16 protein-coding genes and 1 tRNA gene are annotated in these 16,939 nt (G+C 60.2%); 8 read left to right on the forward strand and 9 right to left on the reverse strand.

Annotated features, from left to right (window positions below; all coding sequences use genetic code 11):
* Positions 1–10: 10 nt before the first annotated feature.
* Positions 11–1,291, forward strand: coding sequence for a serine--tRNA ligase (gene serS, locus DCO48_RS15735; RefSeq protein ID WP_116551533.1), 1,281 nt, complete (start codon positions 11–13; stop codon positions 1,289–1,291).
* On the forward strand, positions 1,292–2,680 hold the full coding sequence (gene cysG, locus DCO48_RS15740) for a siroheme synthase CysG (protein ID WP_116551534.1): 1,389 nt from the start codon (positions 1,292–1,294) through the stop codon (positions 2,678–2,680). It abuts the gene before it with no gap.
* 66 nt (positions 2,681–2,746) lie between these two features.
* Here the strand turns inward: cysG and DCO48_RS15745 are convergent, their stop codons facing one another.
* The 8 genes from DCO48_RS15745 to DCO48_RS15780 form a co-directional block, all read right to left on the reverse strand.
* Complete coding sequence (locus DCO48_RS15745) at positions 2,747–3,715, reverse strand: glutathione S-transferase family protein (protein WP_116551535.1); 969 nt, start codon at positions 3,713–3,715, stop codon at positions 2,747–2,749.
* 104 nt (positions 3,716–3,819) lie between these two features.
* Positions 3,820–4,818, reverse strand: a complete 999-nt coding sequence (locus DCO48_RS15750; protein WP_116551536.1) for a glycosyl transferase family protein — start codon at positions 4,816–4,818, stop codon at positions 3,820–3,822.
* On the reverse strand, positions 4,815–5,150 hold the full coding sequence (locus DCO48_RS15755) for a TusE/DsrC/DsvC family sulfur relay protein (RefSeq protein ID WP_116551537.1): 336 nt from the start codon (positions 5,148–5,150) through the stop codon (positions 4,815–4,817). The genes DCO48_RS15750 and DCO48_RS15755 overlap by 4 nt, the downstream gene beginning before the upstream one ends.
* Positions 5,147–5,443, reverse strand: a complete 297-nt coding sequence (gene tusB, locus DCO48_RS15760) for a sulfurtransferase complex subunit TusB (RefSeq protein WP_116551538.1) — start codon at positions 5,441–5,443, stop codon at positions 5,147–5,149. The genes DCO48_RS15755 and tusB overlap by 4 nt, the downstream gene beginning before the upstream one ends.
* On the reverse strand, positions 5,443–5,802 hold the full coding sequence (gene tusC, locus DCO48_RS15765; RefSeq protein ID WP_116551539.1) for a sulfurtransferase complex subunit TusC: 360 nt from the start codon (positions 5,800–5,802) through the stop codon (positions 5,443–5,445). The genes tusB and tusC overlap by 1 nt, the downstream gene beginning before the upstream one ends.
* A complete protein-coding gene (gene tusD / locus DCO48_RS15770) occupies positions 5,803–6,195 on the reverse strand; it encodes a sulfurtransferase complex subunit TusD (protein ID WP_116551540.1) in 393 nt (130 codons plus the stop codon).
* A gap of 136 nt (positions 6,196–6,331) precedes the next feature.
* Positions 6,332–7,711, reverse strand: coding sequence for a nucleobase:cation symporter-2 family protein (locus DCO48_RS15775; RefSeq protein ID WP_116551541.1), 1,380 nt, complete (start codon positions 7,709–7,711; stop codon positions 6,332–6,334).
* Positions 7,712–7,855: 144 nt separating this feature from the next.
* Positions 7,856–8,527, reverse strand: coding sequence for a Bax inhibitor-1/YccA family protein (locus DCO48_RS15780; RefSeq protein ID WP_036994557.1), 672 nt, complete (start codon positions 8,525–8,527; stop codon positions 7,856–7,858).
* Between the two features lie 244 nt (positions 8,528–8,771).
* Here DCO48_RS15780 and DCO48_RS15785 point away from each other — a divergent pair.
* The 5 genes from DCO48_RS15785 (at position 8,772) to qatC (ending at position 13,923) form a co-directional block, all read left to right on the forward strand.
* Positions 8,772–8,862: transfer RNA gene (locus DCO48_RS15785), tRNA-Ser, on the forward strand.
* Between the two features lie 314 nt (positions 8,863–9,176).
* Complete coding sequence (locus tag DCO48_RS15790; RefSeq protein WP_116551542.1) at positions 9,177–9,680, forward strand: hypothetical protein; 504 nt, start codon at positions 9,177–9,179, stop codon at positions 9,678–9,680.
* Between the two features lie 223 nt (positions 9,681–9,903).
* A complete protein-coding gene (locus DCO48_RS15795; protein ID WP_116551543.1) occupies positions 9,904–11,775 on the forward strand; it encodes a P-loop NTPase fold protein in 1,872 nt (623 codons plus the stop codon).
* Complete coding sequence (qatB, locus tag DCO48_RS15800) at positions 11,756–12,658, forward strand: Qat anti-phage system associated protein QatB (RefSeq protein WP_116551544.1); 903 nt, start codon at positions 11,756–11,758, stop codon at positions 12,656–12,658. The genes DCO48_RS15795 and qatB overlap by 20 nt, the downstream gene beginning before the upstream one ends.
* Positions 12,655–13,923 (forward strand): Qat anti-phage system QueC-like protein QatC, encoded by a 1,269-nt coding sequence (gene qatC / locus DCO48_RS15805; protein ID WP_116551545.1) that lies wholly within the window; start codon positions 12,655–12,657, stop codon positions 13,921–13,923. The genes qatB and qatC overlap by 4 nt, the downstream gene beginning before the upstream one ends.
* A 363-nt stretch (positions 13,924–14,286) precedes the next feature.
* On the opposite strand, the gene DCO48_RS15810 is transcribed toward qatC, so the two are convergent.
* Positions 14,287–14,811, reverse strand: a complete 525-nt coding sequence (locus tag DCO48_RS15810) for a hypothetical protein (RefSeq protein WP_116551552.1) — start codon at positions 14,809–14,811, stop codon at positions 14,287–14,289.
* A gap of 199 nt (positions 14,812–15,010) precedes the next feature.
* Between DCO48_RS15810 and DCO48_RS15815 the strand changes: the two genes are divergently transcribed.
* A complete protein-coding gene (locus tag DCO48_RS15815) occupies positions 15,011–16,582 on the forward strand; it encodes a hypothetical protein (protein WP_133247613.1) in 1,572 nt (523 codons plus the stop codon).
* Positions 16,583–16,939: the final 357 nt, after the last annotated feature.

Below are 16,939 nucleotides of genomic sequence, written 5' to 3' on the forward strand. Positions count from 1 at the left end.
AGAGAACGATATGCTCGATTCCAAACTGTTACGCGGCCAACTTCAGGAAGTGGCGGACCGCCTGGCCTCCCGTGGCTTCAGCCTGGATGTCGCGCGCATCGAAGCACTGGAAGAACGCCGCAAGGCAGTGCAGACCCGCACCGAACAATTGCAGGCCGAGCGTAATGCCCGTTCCAAGTCCATCGGCCAGGCCAAAGCCAAAGGCGAGGACATTGCCCCGCTGATGGCCGATGTCGAACGCATGGCGGGTGAACTGGCCAGCGGCAAGGTCGAGCTGGACGGCATTCAGGCCGAGCTGGATTCGATCCTGCTGGGCATTCCGAACCTGCCGGACGAAAGCGTCCCGGTCGGTGCCGATGAAGACAGCAACGTCGAAGTGCGTCGTTGGGGCAACCCGCGCAGCTTCGACTTCGAGATCCAGGACCACGTGGCCCTGGGCGAGAAGAGCGGCGGCCTGGACTTCGAAACCGCCGCCAAGTTGTCGGGCGCTCGCTTTGCCCTGCTGCGCGGCCCGATCGCCCGTCTGCACCGCGCCCTGGCGCAGTTCATGATCAACCTGCACACCAGCGAGCATGGCTACGAAGAAGCCTACACCCCGTACCTGGTTCAGGCTCCGGCGCTGCAAGGTACCGGCCAGTTGCCGAAGTTCGAGGAAGATCTGTTCAAGATCAGCCGCGAAGGCGAAGCCGACTTCTACCTGATCCCGACTGCCGAAGTGTCGCTGACCAACATCGTGGCCGGCGAAATCCTCGACGCCAAGCAACTGCCGATCAAGTTCGTGGCCCACACGCCGTGCTTCCGTAGCGAAGCCGGCGCCTCGGGGCGTGATACCCGCGGGATGATCCGTCAGCACCAGTTCGACAAGGTCGAAATGGTCCAGATCGTCGAGCCAGGCAAATCGATGGAAGCGCTCGAAGGCCTGACCGCCAACGCCGAGCGCGTCCTGCAAGCCCTGGAGCTGCCGTACCGCGTACTGGCCTTGTGCACTGGCGACATGGGCTTTAGCGCCGTGAAAACCTACGACCTGGAAGTGTGGGTGCCGAGCCAGGACAAGTACCGCGAGATCTCCTCGTGCTCCAACTGTGGCGACTTCCAGGCGCGCCGCATGCAAGCCCGCTGGCGCAACCCGGAAACCGGCAAGCCGGAGCTGGTACATACCTTGAACGGTTCGGGCCTGGCGGTCGGTCGGACCCTGGTGGCCGTGTTGGAGAACTACCAGCAGGCCGACGGTTCGATCCGCGTGCCGGAAGTGCTCAAGCCGTACATGGGTGGCCTGGAGGTCATCGGCTAAATGGAGTTTCTGCCGCTGTTCCATAACCTGCGTGGCCGCTCGGTGCTGGTCGTGGGGGGAGGTGAGATTGCCTTGCGCAAGTCTCGCCTGCTGGCCGATGCCGGCGCCGTGCTGCGGGTTGTCGCGCCGCAGATCGAGGCGCAACTGACCGAGCTGGTGCGGGAGAGCGGCGGCGAGCTTCTGGCCCGTGGCTATCAAGCAAGCGACCTCGACGGTTGCCAACTGGTCATCGCGGCCACCGACGACGCGGCGCTCAATGCCCAGGTCTCGGCCGATGCGCACAAGCGCTGCGTGCCGGTCAATGTGGTCGATGCGCCGGCCCTGTGCTCGGTGATCTTCCCGGCGATCGTCGATCGGTCGCCGCTGGTGGTGGCCGTGTCCAGCGGCGGCGATGCGCCGGTGCTGGCACGCTTGATCCGGGCCAAGATGGAAACCTGGATTCCGGCTGCCTATGGCGAGTTGGCCGGGCTGGCCGCGCGCTTCCGTGACCGGGTCAAGACGCTGTACCCCGACGTCAACCAGCGCCGTGGTTTCTGGGAGGATGTGTTCCAGGGGCCGATTGCCGAGCGCCAACTGGCCGGGCAGGGCGCCGAGGCCGAGCGCCTGTTGCAGGCCAAGGTCGAGGGTGCGCCGCAGCAGAAGGGCGGCGAGGTGTATCTGGTAGGGGCTGGGCCGGGCGATCCGGACTTGCTCACCTTTCGCGCCTTGCGCCTGATGCAGCAAGCCGACGTGGTGCTGTATGACCGTTTGGTGGCGCCGTCGATCATTGAGATGTGTCGGCGTGATGCCGAGCGCATCTATGTCGGCAAGCGCCGGGCGGATCACGCGGTGCCACAGGACCAGATCAACCAGCTGCTGGTCGACCTGGCCCGTCAGGGCAAGCGCGTACTGCGCCTGAAGGGGGGCGATCCGTTCATCTTCGGCCGGGGCGGCGAAGAGATCGAAGAGCTGGCCGAGCAGGGCATTCCGTTCCAGGTAGTGCCGGGAATTACCGCAGCAAGCGGCTGTTCCGCGTATGCGGGCATTCCGCTGACCCACCGGGATTACGCGCAGTCGGTGCGCTTCGTCACCGGGCACCTGAAGGACGGTACCAGCAATCTGCCATGGAACGACCTGGTCGCGCCGGCGCAGACGCTGGTGTTCTACATGGGCCTGGTTGGCTTGCCGGCCATCTGTGCCGAACTGATTCGCCATGGTCGAGCGGCGGACACGCCGGCGGCGCTGGTGCAGCAGGGTACTACCAGAAACCAGCGGGTGTTTACCGGCACGCTGGCCAATTTGCCGCAACTGGTGGCGGAGCATGAAGTGCATGCGCCGACGCTGGTAATTGTGGGTGAGGTGGTGCAGTTGCGGGATAAGCTGGCCTGGTTCGAAGGTTCGCAGCACTGACAGTATCGCGGGGCGAGCCCGCTCCCACAAAACCCTGTGGGAGCGGGCTCGTCCCGCGATGATGTGCTAAAGCCCTGCCTTGGTCCAAATTCCCCGCCCAGCCAGCCTGTCCCGATCATGTGCCGCCATGAAGTCCTGCAACGGCCCTTTCGGCACAATTCCGTTCGGGTTGATGGCCTTGTGGCTCCTGTAGTAGTGATGCTGGATGTGCTGCATGTCCACGGTCTCGGCCACCCCTGGCCACTGATACAGCTCGCGTAACCAGCTCGACAGGTTCGGGTAGTCGCTGATACGCCGCAGGTTGCACTTGAAGTGCCCGTGGTACACCGCATCGAAGCGCACGAGGGTGGTGAACAGGCGCCAGTCTGCCTCGGTCAGGTATTCCCCGGCGAGGTAACGCTGCACGCCGAGCATCGCCTCCAACCGCTCCAGTTCGGCAAACAGCTCATCGAACGCTTGCTCATACGCCCCTTGCGAGGTGGCAAAGCCGGCACGATATACGCCGTTGTTCACCGCTGGATAGATCCGCTCGTTCAGTGCATCGATCTGCGCCCGCAGTGGCTCCGGGTACAGGTCCAGGCGGTTGCCGGTCAGGCCATCGAACGCGCTGTTGAGGACGCGGATGATCTCTGCCGACTCATTGTTGACGATGCGTTGTTCCTGCGTGTCCCACAGTGCGGGTACGGTCACCCGTCCGGTGTAATGCGGATCGTCGCGGGTATAGCGCTGATGCAGGTAGGCCAGGCCGTCGAGTTTGTCGCCTGTCGAGCCGAGTGCCGTGTCGAAGGTCCAGCCGTGCTCGCCCATCAGCCAGCTCACCACCGACACATCGATCAGGCTTTCCAGGCCCTTGAGCTTGCGCAAGATCAGCGTGCGATGCGCCCACGGGCAAGCGAGCGAGACATACAGGTGATAGCGCCCGGCCTCAGCCGCCGGCAGTGCATTGCGACGTTGTGCGTTCTCGCGCTGGAAAGCGCCGTCCTTGCTGCTTTGGTACCACTGGTCTTGCCAGCGGCCATCGATCAACAGGCCCATGCTGAGCTCCTCGGCTATTCGTTGCTGTTAGCGCCCAGTCTACGGACTGAGGTTCGAACGAATAGCGCAAAGAGTGCGCCGGTTTGATCGATGGCTTCGATCGGTCAGCCGTTCAGGCGTGTATCCCAGTAGCCACGGGCCAGGCTGAAGGCTTCGTCGCGGCTGTGCCCGAGGCCGCGCAGGGCCAGGGCCATGGTCGATACCAGGGCCATTTCGCCGTAACTGTCACGGGCTTCACCGTGCCATACGGCGAGCAGGTGCTGCGGTTCGAGGCTGGCGGGTTTGACGTGGCGTTGCGACGACAGTTGTGGCCACTCTTCATCCCATTCCAGGCCGCCGACCGTGCCATACAGGTGGCTAGTGGCGTCGGGGTTGACCTCGATTTCGCCGCCATCACCCTTGACCACGATCGCCGTGTCGCCGAGCAGGCGACTGGCCTCGCGGTGTACGGCCTGATAGCCGGGATGGAAAATGCTTTGCAACCCGCAGCGCGCGCCGAGTGGATTGAGTACGCGAGCCAGGGAATGAATTGGCGAGCGCAGACCCAGGGTATTGCGCAGGTCGATCATCCGTTGCAGGCGCGGTGCCCAGTCCTGCAGCGGAATAAACGCCAGGCATTGATCGTCCAAGGCCGTTTCGACCGCGTGCCAGTCGCGGCACAGCGGGATCTGCAGCAAGGTCAGCACCTGCTCGGTGTACAACCGCCCGGCAGTATGCGCACCGCCACCATGCAGCAGGATGCGTACGCCATTGTTGGCCAGGCAGCGCGCGGCCAGCAGGAACCACGGCAGGTGGCGCTTCTTGCCGGCGTAGCTCGGCCAGTCCAGGTCGACGGCAATCGAGGGTGCCTGAACCCGCTCGCGTAGTGCTTCGGTGAAGCCGGCGAGCTCCTCCGGGCTTTCTTCCTTGTGCCGCAGCAGCATCAGGAAAGCGCCCAGTTGGGTATCCTCGACCTTGCCGTCGAGCAGCATGCCCATGGCCTCGCGGGCTTCTTCGCGGGTCAGGCCGCGGGCGCCGCGCTTACCCTTGCCAAGAATGCGCACGAACTGTGCGAACGGATGCTCGGCCGGGGTTTCGGTGATCAGCGGGAGAGGTTCGGTCATATGCAATTGGTCGGCTTGGGCAGGCCTGCCAGCTTGGCGGCGAGTTTGGCGGGCGTGCCGTTGAACAGGCGGTTCAGGTGCAGGCTGTTGCCTTTCTCCGGGCCGAGCTTCAGGGCGGTGTACTTGATCAGCGGACGGGTGGCCGGCGACAGCTGGAACTCGGCGTAGAACGCGCGCAGCAGGTTCAGCACTTCCCAGTGTTCGGGCGTCAGGGCAATCGCTTCGCGGCTGGCCAGGGCTTCGGCGACAGCCTCGGACCAGTCGTTCAGTTCTTGCAGGTAGCCGTCCTTGTCCAGCGGGATGTCGCGGGCGTCGACAGTCAGGGTGCTCATAGCCAGCTGTTGACCTTGTCGTAGCTCAGCGACAGTGCCACAAAGCCCGGGTAGTCGACGGCGCTGGCCGCAGGGTTGCTGATGGCGCGCGCTTGCAGGTCCTCGTCGAGGGCGTACAGGCGCTGCTCTAGGTTTCGTGCTTGCAGTGCCTTGAACGGCGCACTGCCAGCTTGCAGCGCATAGACGGCGTCGCCGCACAGCAGCAGGCCATCGTTGGCGCCGAGCAGGCGCAGGCAACTGCTCAGGCGGTCGTCGCCGAACGGCGAATGGGAAAGGACGTGCAAGGTGCTCATCAGAGGGTTACCACCTGGTCAAAACGGTCGATCAGTGCCGCGAGTGCGGCGTCGTCCAGCACCTCGACTGGCAGGCTTAGGCTGTCGGCAGGCAGGCCGCGCTCGGCCAGGCTACTACCAGCAACGAACAGCGCTTCGACGCCGAACATCGGCAGCGCCTGCAGGTTGGCGCCGAGGTTCTTCTGTTGCAGTTGGGCAGGTTGCTGGCCGCAAGCCAGTTGGAATACGCCGTCATCGAGGAACAGCATGCCCAGCGGCAGGTCGAACGCGCCGCCGGCGAGGGCAATATCCAGCGCTTCGCGGGCTGACGGGCCGGACCATGGCGCCTGGCGGCTGATAATCAGCAGGGACTTGGCCATTCAATCGCCTCCGAAGCAGACCAGGCGGTCTGCGAGCTGGGCCGCTTCATGCAGTTGGCCGAGCCCGGAAAGCGCCCACGGCGCCGGCAGGTTGACGGCGTTGCGCTGGTAGCGCGCGGCTTCCTCGGCGTTGAGCACGCCGCGGCGCAGGGCGGCAGCGATGCAGACCACGCCATCGAGGTGGTGCGCACTGACAAAGTCGCGCCATTGTGTGGCTACGTCGAGTTCATCCTGAGGTGTCACCACGTTAGCCGAAGCGCTGTGGACGCCGTCCTGATAGAAGAACAGCCGAACAATCTCGTGGCCGCCGGCGAGGGCGGCCTGGGCGAACAACAGTGCACGGCGCGAGGAGGGCGCATGGCTGGGGGAAAAAACCGCGATGGCGAACTTCATGGCAGGCTCGGTAAACAATTCTGCGCGAATAATAAAGCAAAAAGCCCGCCCCCACAGCGCCCATCACCTGCCGGTGGCGGATCGCAGTGGGAGCGGGCCTTGTCCGCGCTGGGCCGCCAGGCGGCTCAAGGTTCGATCAACCCTCGCGTTTCACCTCTGGCAGGAACCAGTTCAGCAGCAGCGCACAGATCCCGCCAGTCGCCACGCCCGACTCCAGCACGTTGCGCAGCGCCGACGGCATGTGTGCGAGGAATTCCGGCACCTGCGCCACACCCAGGCCCAGTGCCAGCGACACTGCAATGATCAGCAGTGCGCGGCGGTCCAGGCTGATGCTCGCGAGGATGTTGATTCCGGAGGCCGCCACCGCGCCGAACATCACCATCGCCGCACCGCCCAGCACTGGCTCCGGTACGGCCTGAATCACCCCGGCCACGCTCGGGAACAGGCCCAGGATCACCAGCATGGCTGCGATCCAGATGCCAATATGGCGGCTGGCGATGCCGGTGAGCTGAATCACCCCGTTATTCTGGGCGAAGATCGAGCTCGGAAAGGTGTTGAACACCCCGGCCAGCAGCGAGTTGGCGCCGTTGACCAGCACGCCGCCTTTAATGCGCTGCATCCAGATCGGCCCTTCGACCGGCTGGCGCGAGACCTTGCTGGTGGCGGTCACGTCGCCGATGGCTTCCAGCGAGGTTACCAGGTAGATCACCAGCATTGGGATGAACAGTGCCCAGGAGAAGCCCAGGCCGAAATGCAGTGGTACTGGCACCTGGAACAGTGCGGCTTCGTGCATGCCGGTGAAGTCCAGGCGGCCGAGGTAGCCGGCCAGGGCGTAGCCCACGGCCAGGGCGATGACGATGGCGCAACTGCGCATCCACACCACCGGGATCCGGTTGAGCAGCACGATAATTGCCAGCACCACGCCGGACAGCAGCAGGTTTTCGCCGTTGGCGAAGGTGCCATTGCTCATTGCGGCGAAGCCACCGCCCATGCTGATCAGGCCGACCTTGATCAGAGTGAGGCCGATCATCAGCACCACGATGCCGGTGACCAGTGGGGTGATCAGGCGTTTGACGAAGGGCAGGATCCGCGAAATGCCCATTTCAACGAACGAGCCGGCGATGACCACGCCAAAGATCGCCGCCATCACGCCTTCCACAGGCGTGCCTTGCTTGACCATCAGCGCGCCGCCGGCGATCAGGGGGCCGACGAAGTTGAAACTGGTGCCTTGCACGATCAGCAGCCCGGCGCCGAAGGGCCCGAAGCGGCGGCACTGGACGAAGGTAGCGATCCCGGAGATCACCAGCGACATCGACACAATCAGGTTGGTGTCGCGGGCCGATACGCCGAGCGCCTGGCAGATCAGCAGGCCTGGGGTGACGATGGGCACGATGATCGCCAGCAGGTGCTGTAGGGCTGCCAGCAGGCCGATCAATGGGCGTGGCCGATCTTCCAGGCCGAGAACCAGTTCATTGGCCTGCGCTGTTGCGCCGGGCCCTTGTTCGATTGAGCTCATGCAGGTGCTGCCCCGGGAGAAAAAAGGAGCGCATTCTACGGGGCGATGGCCATTTGCGGTAGCTTTTGTCGGCTTTTGCGCGTAGTTGACCGCGCGCCCATGAAAAAGCCCGCCGAAGCGGGCTTTTTGTCGCGTTGAGCAGTGTTAGTCGTCGCGACCCATCAGGCCGAACAGTTGCAGCAGGCTGACGAACAGGTTGTAGATCGATACATACAGGCTGATGGTGGCCATGATGTAGTTGCGTTCGCCGCCGTGGATGATTGCGCTGGTCTGGAACAGGATGCAGACCGACGAGAACAGCACGAAGCCGGCGCTGATCGCCAGTTGCAGGCCGCTGATCTGGAAGAACAGGCTGGCCAGCACGGCGCCCATCAGGACGAAGAAACCGGCGGTGATGAAGCCGCCGAGGAAGCTCATGTCCTTGCGGGTGATCAGCACGTAGGCGGACAGACCGCCGAACACCAGCGCGGTCATGGCGAAGGCCGAGCTGACGACTTCGGCGCCGCCGGCCATGCCGAGGTAGCGGTTGAGGATAGGGCCGAGCAGGAAGCCCATGAAACCGGTGAGGGCGAAGGTGGAAACCAGGCCCCAGACCGAATCACGCAGTTTGTTGGTGAGGAAGAACAGGCCATAGAAGCCGATCAGCACCACGAAGATGTTTGGGTAGCCGACGCGCATTTGCTGGGCCACGTAGGCCATGATGCCGCTGAAGGCGAGGGTGATGGCCAACAGGCCGTAAGTGTTGCGCAGGACGCGGCTGACTTCTTGCTGCTCGACCTGCTGGCCGTGGTTGACGGCGTAATCCTGTTCGCGCATGGCGACACTCCTGTGGTTTTGAAACGTTTAGATGCAAGATCATACACAGCCCCAGGGAAAGCCGCGATACAGAGAGTTTGACAGCTTGTTTCATTTCGGTATTATGGCGGCCGCTGTTCTGTGGAAGCGTGGCCGAGTGGTTTAAGGCAACGGTCTTGAAAACCGTCGATGGGCAACTATCCTAGAGTTCTTATCTAAGGTAGATCCTAGATGCACACTTCAGGTCACTCCAGCAGTATGCATCGGGAAATTGGCAGAGTGGTTGAATGCACCGGTCTTGAAAACCGGCGTACGTTAATAGCGTACCCAGGGTTCGAATCCCTGGTTTCCCGCCAAACTCAGTAAAATCAGGGCGTAGAGCGATCTACGCCCTTTTTTGTTTCTGGTCATTCGCGATGCCCCGGCCAGCCGTCAGTCCCCCTCAAAGCCCAGAATCATCAACGTGCACCCAGCTATATGCACGTTACTGCATTCTGCTGCACACCTAAAAGGTAACTCGCCTTCAGCTGCATGCTTGGAAAGCCCATTCCCGTTGATGTTCAGGGGCCATGCCCGTTAGCCCCACCTCGCTCTTTCAGTCAATCGCCAAACAGGCACGGGATTACCGCCTGGCCCTTGGCTCTCTCTGCTCGCAGATTAAGGCCTCTCGATGTTCCACAACCCTGATGTACCGCATGCCCAGAACAGCCTTCTGAACGTAGGCTCCCCTGAAGACGGCCAGCCCCTCGCTACCTGGCAGCCCGGCCAACCGATCCCCCGACCTGAGGTCGTGGTGTGCGATCAGTATGAAAATTATCTGGAGACGCCGCCGGAAGGCATGGAGGTAGAAGACACAGAGGTGATTTGGTGGACAGTGGCCTCTAGCTTCAGCCGCGAGGAGCTACGGAGCAAGCTCCTGCCAGTCATCGAAAAGCGGCAAGACTGGGCCTGCTTCCTCTTTTCCCCAATTGCTGACCTGGAAGGCAATGGCCGCTACCCATCCGGCGTCATTCAGCTTCTTCGAGACATTCTGCCGGAGGGCGCACTCATTGCTGTTGAGCCTCCAGAAGCAGGGGAGGAGGTGTCCGAGCTTGCTGGTACCTTGGCCATCCAAAACCAGATTTGGCATGAACTGGGCCGCTTTTCGGCTTGCTCTGAATCAGAAACTCCCTGACTATCTTCGGGACATGTACTTTGCTGGTGATTTGGGGATCTAGAGGGGCACGCCCTCTTCCTGACTAACCGCCACGTAACGAAATATTTCCTCATCTCAGTGTACTAGTAGGTGGTGGCCACTGGCCCAGCGCAAGGCTACTATGGCGCGTCGTTGCCATTGCTTCACGCTGACAACTTTCACTCGGAAAGCTTTCACGCTGAAGACGTCCAGGGAGGTTGTCATGTGGGTAGATAACGAGACGGAAACAGACTTCCTCAATTTTTCCGGCGTTGCTGACACAGTCGCCGAGATCGTCTACCAGGCTGAGGGCCGCCCGATTTCCATCGGTGTGTCTGGTGCGTGGGGCGCGGGCAAGTCGTCCATGATCAAATTGATCCAGGCGTCCCTCAAAGATCCGCCCCAAGGCGAGGAGAAGCCTGCGAAGGACTTTGTATTCGTCGAGTTCAACGCTTGGCTGTACCAAGGCTACGATGATGCCCGCGCCGCCTTGATGGACGTGATCGCCACGCGTCTGGAAGCTGAGGCCAAGAAGCGCGCGAAAGGCCTGGATAAGGCGTCTGAGCTGCTTTCACGGGTGAATTGGCTCCGGGCTGCGAAGCTCGCCGGCAGCACAGCCTTGTCCTTTGCTACGGGAGTACCCGCGCCGGGCCTGTTGGGCGAGATCATCGGCCTAGTTGACCGAGTTCGATCTGGGCAGGTTGATCAGGATGCCATCGAGGCATTGCACAACACCGCCGAAAAAGCCAAGGATGAGGCTGGTAAGCTATGGAATAGCGCGCCTGCCAAAAAGTCTCCGCCGAAGGAAATTCAGGCACTCAGGGATAACTTCGAGGCCATCCTGGAAGAGCTGGGGGTCACCCTGGTCGTGTTGATCGACGACCTGGATCGCTGCCTGCCGGAGACCACGATCTCAACCCTGGAAGCCATTCGTCTCTTCCTGTTCCTGCGCAACACGGCGTTCGTGATCGCTGCAGACAACGAGATGATCAAGCACGCGGTGCGCAAGCACTTTAGCGGCGTGCCCGATGATGTCTTGGTGACCAGCTATTTCGACAAACTGATTCAGGTGCCGATTCGTGTTCCTCCCTTGGGTACCCAGGAAGTCCGGGCGTACATGATGATGCTGTTCCTAGAGAACAGTAAGCTGCCCAAAAAAGTCGTCGAAGAAATTCGAGTCAAGGTGCGCGGACAGCTTCGGACAACCTGGCAGGGCAACCGGGTGGATCGCGCATTCATGCAGACCTTGTACGACGACTACCCCACAGATCTGATCGGCAAGTTTGATACCGCTGAGCGCCTGGCTGCAGTCATGACGTCAGCTTCTGGTATCCAGGGAAACCCGCGACTCATCAAGCGATTCTTGAACGCGCTGTCTATCCGCATGAGCATCTCTCGTGCCCAAGGGGTGGGTGTCGACGAAGCCGTACTCGTTAAGCTGATGCTGTTCGAGCGTAGCGGCAACCCCAAAGCGTACGAAGAGCTGATGAAGGCTGTGGCCTCCCACAAGGACGGCAAGCCCGTGCTGCTTAGCGAGTGGGAAGCGGATGTGAAGTTGGGTAAGGCCCTGACACTCCAGCAGCCCTGGGATCTTCCTTTTGTAAAAGACTGGCTCGCCCTGCCTCCGGCGTTGGCAGACAAAGATCTGCGGGGTGCTATCTACGTCAGTCGTGAGCATGCTCCGATCATCACAGACGAAGACCGACTGTCTTCAGTGGCTGCCGAGTTGCTCACGGCACTGCTTGCTACCCCTGACATGGCTGAGCAGCTCAAGGATCGGCTGGCTCTCATAGCGCCCGTCGATATCAACGTCGTGATGGATCGTTTGCTTGATAAAGCGGGTGCTGAGCAGGAGTGGGGCGTACCGGACATCCTGGAGGCGTTGCTCGTGGTCGGGCGCCTAGATGCGCAGCAGGGGCTCCGACTGGCGGCGTTCCTGAAGGCACGTCCGCCTGCGCAAATCCAAGCGGGCATCGTGCCGAAACTGACCGACGAGTCTTGGGTGAAGTCAGTCTACGAATTCTGGATGACGGCTGAAGTCAGTGGGCCGGTGAAGGCTGCGATAAGGAAGTTCGATGGGAACCTCACAAAATAACGATCCGCCTGGCAAGGGCCTACCGTACGTACCACCTTGGACTCCGCCGCTGCCGCCGCTGCCGCCGCCCGTGCCGCCAAAGCCGCCCGAGCTACCGGAGGATCCACGACATGACGGGCCACCTGAGCCGGACAAGGACGAGACCGAGGATGGTAATGACCAACCCGAAAACCCCAGGCAGGTACGCCAGGCACCACCACCCTTAGCCCCTCCTGCACGATTCAAGGGAGCACGGCGAGGGCTGGGTGACTTCGCAAATAGCGGTAATCGCAATAGCTTGCGCAAGAGCCTGCGGGAGTATGTGCGCCATGGGTATGGTGGATCAAAAACCACCACGGCACGTTTTGGAGGCACCGCGTCAATCGCCGGGGTCTTCGGCAGCGCGCTTGAGTCGGTCGCTGATGGCAGTCAACAAGCTGGCCCCGGTGTACTTGACCGTGCCCTTCTGCAAGGTCGCTCTGCATCCGAAGTGATGGATGCCCTGGTTGAAGCCGTCCGCCCGGTAGACGGTACTCAGGATGCAGAAGCCGCGCGGGCTTCGATTCGTGGGTCGCTGTCCGATGTTTTGGTGCGCTATCCAGATGCTGACCTGCTCAACCTGTCAGCTGAGCAGCGGGCTTTTGCGATTGAGCGTTTCACAGCGATGGACGTGTTCCATCGGTACGAGCTCGATATGTGCAAGACCATCCAGGAAAAGGCGCCTTCAGCATCGGTCGCAATGCGTCGCTTGAAGGAGATCAAGGACTACATCAAAGAGTGCGTGAGCGCTTCGTTCCGCAAGATCGCAACCGCTAGAACGCCCTTGACTACCGCAAGGATTTCTCAGGTGGTCACCCAGGCGTTACAGGACACCTTTGAAGTGTTTGAGGGGTACGTAGAATGAGGTTTGTGTGCGGCCCAGCTGGATTTACGGTGCCGGGTATGGACGGCGCCACTCAAGTGGTGATCTACGGCAAAGCTGAAGATGGACAGGTCAGCGTCGGTGGCTATGCCCGTGAACTGCTGGACAAAGCCCATTTGGAAATCAGCCCCCAAGCCTGGGACTTTCTGAGTATCGCGCTTTCGGTGGTGGCTGCTGACTTCACTGATTTGAGAGCAAAGAGTGCCGACGCCTGGACTCGGCAGATCAGCCTTGAGATTGCTGTGCAAGATCCGGTGTTCTGGAACACCCAGGCGCGTGCATTGGAGGCGGCGCTGCGGTTTCTTACAACGGATCAGTGGACGCTGGCTTTCCATCCCGGTGGTTTTGGGCCGCCAGCACAGATGCAGGCGCTGCATCCTGTGGAAGATTCGGTGGTGCTGCTTTCTGGAGGTCTAGACAGCTTGATTGGCGCGATTGACCTGGTGGAGCAGGGGTTAAAGCCCTATGCGGTGAGCCAGATTGTCAGAGGTGACGGTGAGAAGCAGGATCTGTTTGCTCAGAGCCTGGGTTTGAGCCGCATCGGGCTCAATCATGTGGCCAGATCGCCTGGGCAGCAGGAGCCGTCCCAACGTGCTCGCTCGATCGTATTTTTGGCATTTGGCTTGGCCGTAGCGACCTCGCTCGATCGCTACCATCGTGGCGAGACCGTGCCGCTGTACATCTGCGAGAACGGGTTCATCGCCATCAATCCGCCGCTGACCATGTCCCGCGTCGGTAGCCTGAGCACTCGCACTGCGCATCCTGAGTACCTGGGACGGCTTCAGCAGGTCTTTGATGCTGCCGGCATCAACGTTCAGATTCGTAACCCCTATGCCTTGGTCACGAAAGGGGAAATGATGGTGGGCTGCAGAAATCAGGATTTGCTCAAGCAGCATGCCGTGGCATCAACCAGTTGTGGGCGCTTCCAGCGGTTCGGTTACAAGCACTGTGGTCGCTGCGTGCCATGCCAAGTTAGGCGCGCTTCGTTTAAACGGTGGTCGTCGCTCCGTGATCAAACCGAATACGTCCACGATAACCTGAGCAAAGATGACCTGCAGCATGGGCGATTCGAAGACGTGCGCTCGGTGGGCATGGCGTTGGCAAACGTTGCCCAAAATGGCTTCGAAGAGTGGCTAGGCCACAGCCTTTTTTCTCCCTTCATCCATGATCGCCAAGGGTACAGTCAGATGCTCGCGCGAGGCCTGGCAGAGCTTGGCGTTTTGCACCGTGACTATCGGCTGATCTAGCTGAGTGACGCTAGCGTCGAATGGCTATGTGGAGTGACTTGATGCATAGCCATAAATCGACGTGTGACTGTACGTATGAGCCGATTGCGGTTCTTTACACACATAGGCAAGATCAGCCGAGGAATGGATGGAGGTGAGAACGGTCTGAATGAGGGAGCCATTGCTCGGTCAAAGGGTGACTAGCGGTCGAGCGGGAGAAGGAATCTGCTCCCGCCTACTCACCGTCTGGTGAGCCAAACGGCCTTCATGGATTAGACAGCGTCTCCTCGTGTAGAAGAGAGGGCTGACCTTTCCAAGCACAAGGGCTCATAACTTTAAACCATCTCACCGCCCGACCTCAGAGCTGATCTGGCGCGGAACGCTTTATTTCCTAACAGCAGCGGAAACCGAATCCAGCCAGACGGGCACCTTGCGTGCAACGCGAGTTAGAGGGTTTTTCGTGGTTTCCCATTCCTCTTTGAGCAGGTGTCGTGCTTGCAGGATTGTCAAATCTGCGAGCTCCCGCCAAACGTTGTATTTTCCCCTCCCTCTTGCCTCTTGGGGGGCTACGTATAGCTTGCTGGGATCGAGTAGGTTCTGTAGTGATGCCAGGAGCTTGTTCGCTTCCTCGTCGGTCGGCTTGAAGCGCATCTGGATCTTTCTGTACGCACGGAAAGCCTCGTACTTCAGTGAGTTGAGTTTTTTATGGGCCTCTGCCTTCAGCTCTTGGTCATCACTCGGGTTGGTGTCGATGTACAGGTCTATCCATTCGTGTGCCTTGGCTACGAAGTCTGAAATTTCCTCGCGAAGCCCGTTAATCCAAGCTTGCCGGAATTCGGAAATCTTGAGTTCGCGAGCCATGTAAGCTGCGCAAAGGCCGGCGAAAATTGTGATTAAAGCTGCGGTCATGTCCATTTCCATCAAACAGTCCAAAGAAAGCCGTCAGTGCTGCCCGGCGCAGTCATTTCACCATCATGGCTTGACGCCATCAATCGCTGCTTGATAGTTAGTGGATGAGATCAGTGATGGGGGATCGCTTAGCCAGGCGGTGCATACCCATGGTCGCTTCGCGTAGAACCGCGAGGCACCTTCACAGCGAGCGAGTCACTTGAGTACTGACAAATCAGCGAGTCCCAAAAAGCTCAGTAAGCGTGATGACTTCACGGAGGCAGTCAAGAAAGCCCTTCGTGAACGGGTGGGAGGGCTGTGCTCCAATCCCTCATGCGAAGCACCCACATTCGGCCCAAAGGGCGCTGATAAGTCATTCCATACCGGCCACGCTGCGCACATCTGTGCTGCTGCTCCGGGCGGCCCACGTTACGACGAAAACATGAGCCGCGAAGAGCGTCGGGGGTTCGACAATGGTCTCTGGCTATGTGGCGGGTGCAGCCCAAAGATTGATGGCGACTTCGGCTCCTATCCCAAGGAGACGTTGAAGGGATGGAAGGCTGATGCTGAAGCCAAAGCGAGAAAAGCCCAAGGGCACCGGCCTGTCGCAAATGGGCTTCAAGAGCTGCTACAGCAGGCCCTGGCTGCGCAGACTCAAAAGTCGCTCTCGATGTCAGTATCCGAGGCACTTTACTCGGAAAGCCGATCACTAGAGGCGCTTGATCCGCGATTCAAAGTCACCCCTCATTGGCAACAAGGTGTGACGAGCTTCGAGCTGGTGCCTACTGCACCGGTTAAGGCTTCGTGGCAGCTGAACACAAAGGCCAAGGAGCATTACAAGTCAGGTTTGCGCTCCTTGATCGAGCATGGGCAGTCGTTCGAGTTCGATGTCGCAGATGCGAACGTCCAAGGCTCCCCATTGCTTGAAAAGATTTTTTCGGGAGACGGGGGACGGGTCGTCCTGACACCTCGAAGCATTCCTGCAAGCGCCCAGATCGTGGTACGGCATAAAGACTTGGACATCACGGACGTCCTGGTGGATATGGACGGTACCCTCATTCACGGATCAAAGAGCGCCACTTTCAAAGGTGTAGCGCTGGGCGGATGCCTCCAGCTTTCTGTCCCGATTAACCTAGCTGGGGGCTCACGATCATGTTCCATCGCGCTTGAAGCTTCGTTGGATAGCTGGGAAGGAATGAGGCTTGCTGATTTACCGTATCTAGGACGACTGCTCAAGCTTTACCAGAAGCTTGTGTCTGCGCAAGAGTTGCATTTGACCATTGAGGTCAACGGCAAGGCGTGCTGGGAGGCTAGTTTTGGCTCCCAGGCGAACACCCAGTATGTACGTCATACCTACAATGTTCTCAGGCTCGCTGCTGCTGCTCGACAGATTTCCATGGCCTTTAATCCCCTGATTCACTGGAGCTTCCAGAAGCTTGACCAGATGAGTCCTGCCTCAGACATTTTCGAAGTCCAAGCGATCCTCAATGGAGTGACATTGGACTCAACTATGCCACCTGATCATCTGGAGTTCAGCACGCCGGATCTCAAAAGCGTTCGCTCAATGCGCAGGATCAGCGCAGAGAAAACGGTTGATTTCATGTTCCTGGAGTCGCAGGGTAAGGTGCTTTTGCTGTTGGGTGTGCCGTGTCAGCTGCCGAGGCTGCAGGTCGAGTTCGACTCCGCTTTTGTCCGGCTAAAGAGCGCCCGCAGGGTAGGGCCTAGTGACTACGAGGGCGAGATCCAGATTCGTGCTGGTAAAGACTTTTCCATGCGCAGGCAGTTTGTCTAACGCGGCCTAGCTGCCAGACCGATGGTCTACAAACCGCGAAGCGAAGATTCTGACCAAGTGTTCTGACGTGCGTTTCAGCGCGGTGGCGTTTTGCCTGCGCTCTCAGTAGATTCCCTAAGCGGGCTCGTCTTTGCCTCAGATTGAGGGTGCTACGCAAACGCGGCCCGAGCAGGCCGAGGCAGCCAACTGCGAAGCAGAAAAGCTGAATGGTCAATAGAAGGGGTAGGGCATGGATGAGGTGATGAGCAAAGGTGAGTTTGGGCCTGTCCCGTGACAACGGACGCCAAGAAGCGATACTTAAGTCGCTCTCTTGGAGGTTGCCATGTACCCAAGTACTCGCCGTAACTACACCGATGA

The organism is Pseudomonas sp. SDI (assembly GCF_003105155.1).
Lineage (GTDB): Bacteria > Pseudomonadota > Gammaproteobacteria > Pseudomonadales > Pseudomonadaceae > Aquipseudomonas.

Coding starts and splice junctions, on each gene's coding strand:
- serS (WP_116551533.1), top strand. CDS start 11: ATGCTCGATTCCAAACTGTTACGCGGCCAACTTCAGGAAGTGGCGGAC.
- cysG (WP_116551534.1), top strand. CDS start 1,292: ATGGAGTTTCTGCCGCTGTTCCATAACCTGCGTGGCCGCTCGGTGCTG.
- DCO48_RS15745 (WP_116551535.1), bottom strand. CDS start 3,715: ATGGGCCTGTTGATCGATGGCCGCTGGCAAGACCAGTGGTACCAAAGC.
- DCO48_RS15750 (WP_116551536.1), bottom strand. CDS start 4,818: ATGACCGAACCTCTCCCGCTGATCACCGAAACCCCGGCCGAGCATCCG.
- DCO48_RS15755 (WP_116551537.1), bottom strand. CDS start 5,150: ATGAGCACCCTGACTGTCGACGCCCGCGACATCCCGCTGGACAAGGAC.
- tusB (WP_116551538.1), bottom strand. CDS start 5,443: ATGAGCACCTTGCACGTCCTTTCCCATTCGCCGTTCGGCGACGACCGC.
- tusC (WP_116551539.1), bottom strand. CDS start 5,802: ATGGCCAAGTCCCTGCTGATTATCAGCCGCCAGGCGCCATGGTCCGGC.
- tusD (WP_116551540.1), bottom strand. CDS start 6,195: ATGAAGTTCGCCATCGCGGTTTTTTCCCCCAGCCATGCGCCCTCCTCG.
- DCO48_RS15775 (WP_116551541.1), bottom strand. CDS start 7,711: ATGAGCTCAATCGAACAAGGGCCCGGCGCAACAGCGCAGGCCAATGAA.
- DCO48_RS15780 (WP_036994557.1), bottom strand. CDS start 8,527: ATGCGCGAACAGGATTACGCCGTCAACCACGGCCAGCAGGTCGAGCAG.
- DCO48_RS15790 (WP_116551542.1), top strand. CDS start 9,177: ATGTTCCACAACCCTGATGTACCGCATGCCCAGAACAGCCTTCTGAAC.
- DCO48_RS15795 (WP_116551543.1), top strand. CDS start 9,904: ATGTGGGTAGATAACGAGACGGAAACAGACTTCCTCAATTTTTCCGGC.
- qatB (WP_116551544.1), top strand. CDS start 11,756: ATGGGAACCTCACAAAATAACGATCCGCCTGGCAAGGGCCTACCGTAC.
- qatC (WP_116551545.1), top strand. CDS start 12,655: ATGAGGTTTGTGTGCGGCCCAGCTGGATTTACGGTGCCGGGTATGGAC.
- DCO48_RS15810 (WP_116551552.1), bottom strand. CDS start 14,811: ATGACCGCAGCTTTAATCACAATTTTCGCCGGCCTTTGCGCAGCTTAC.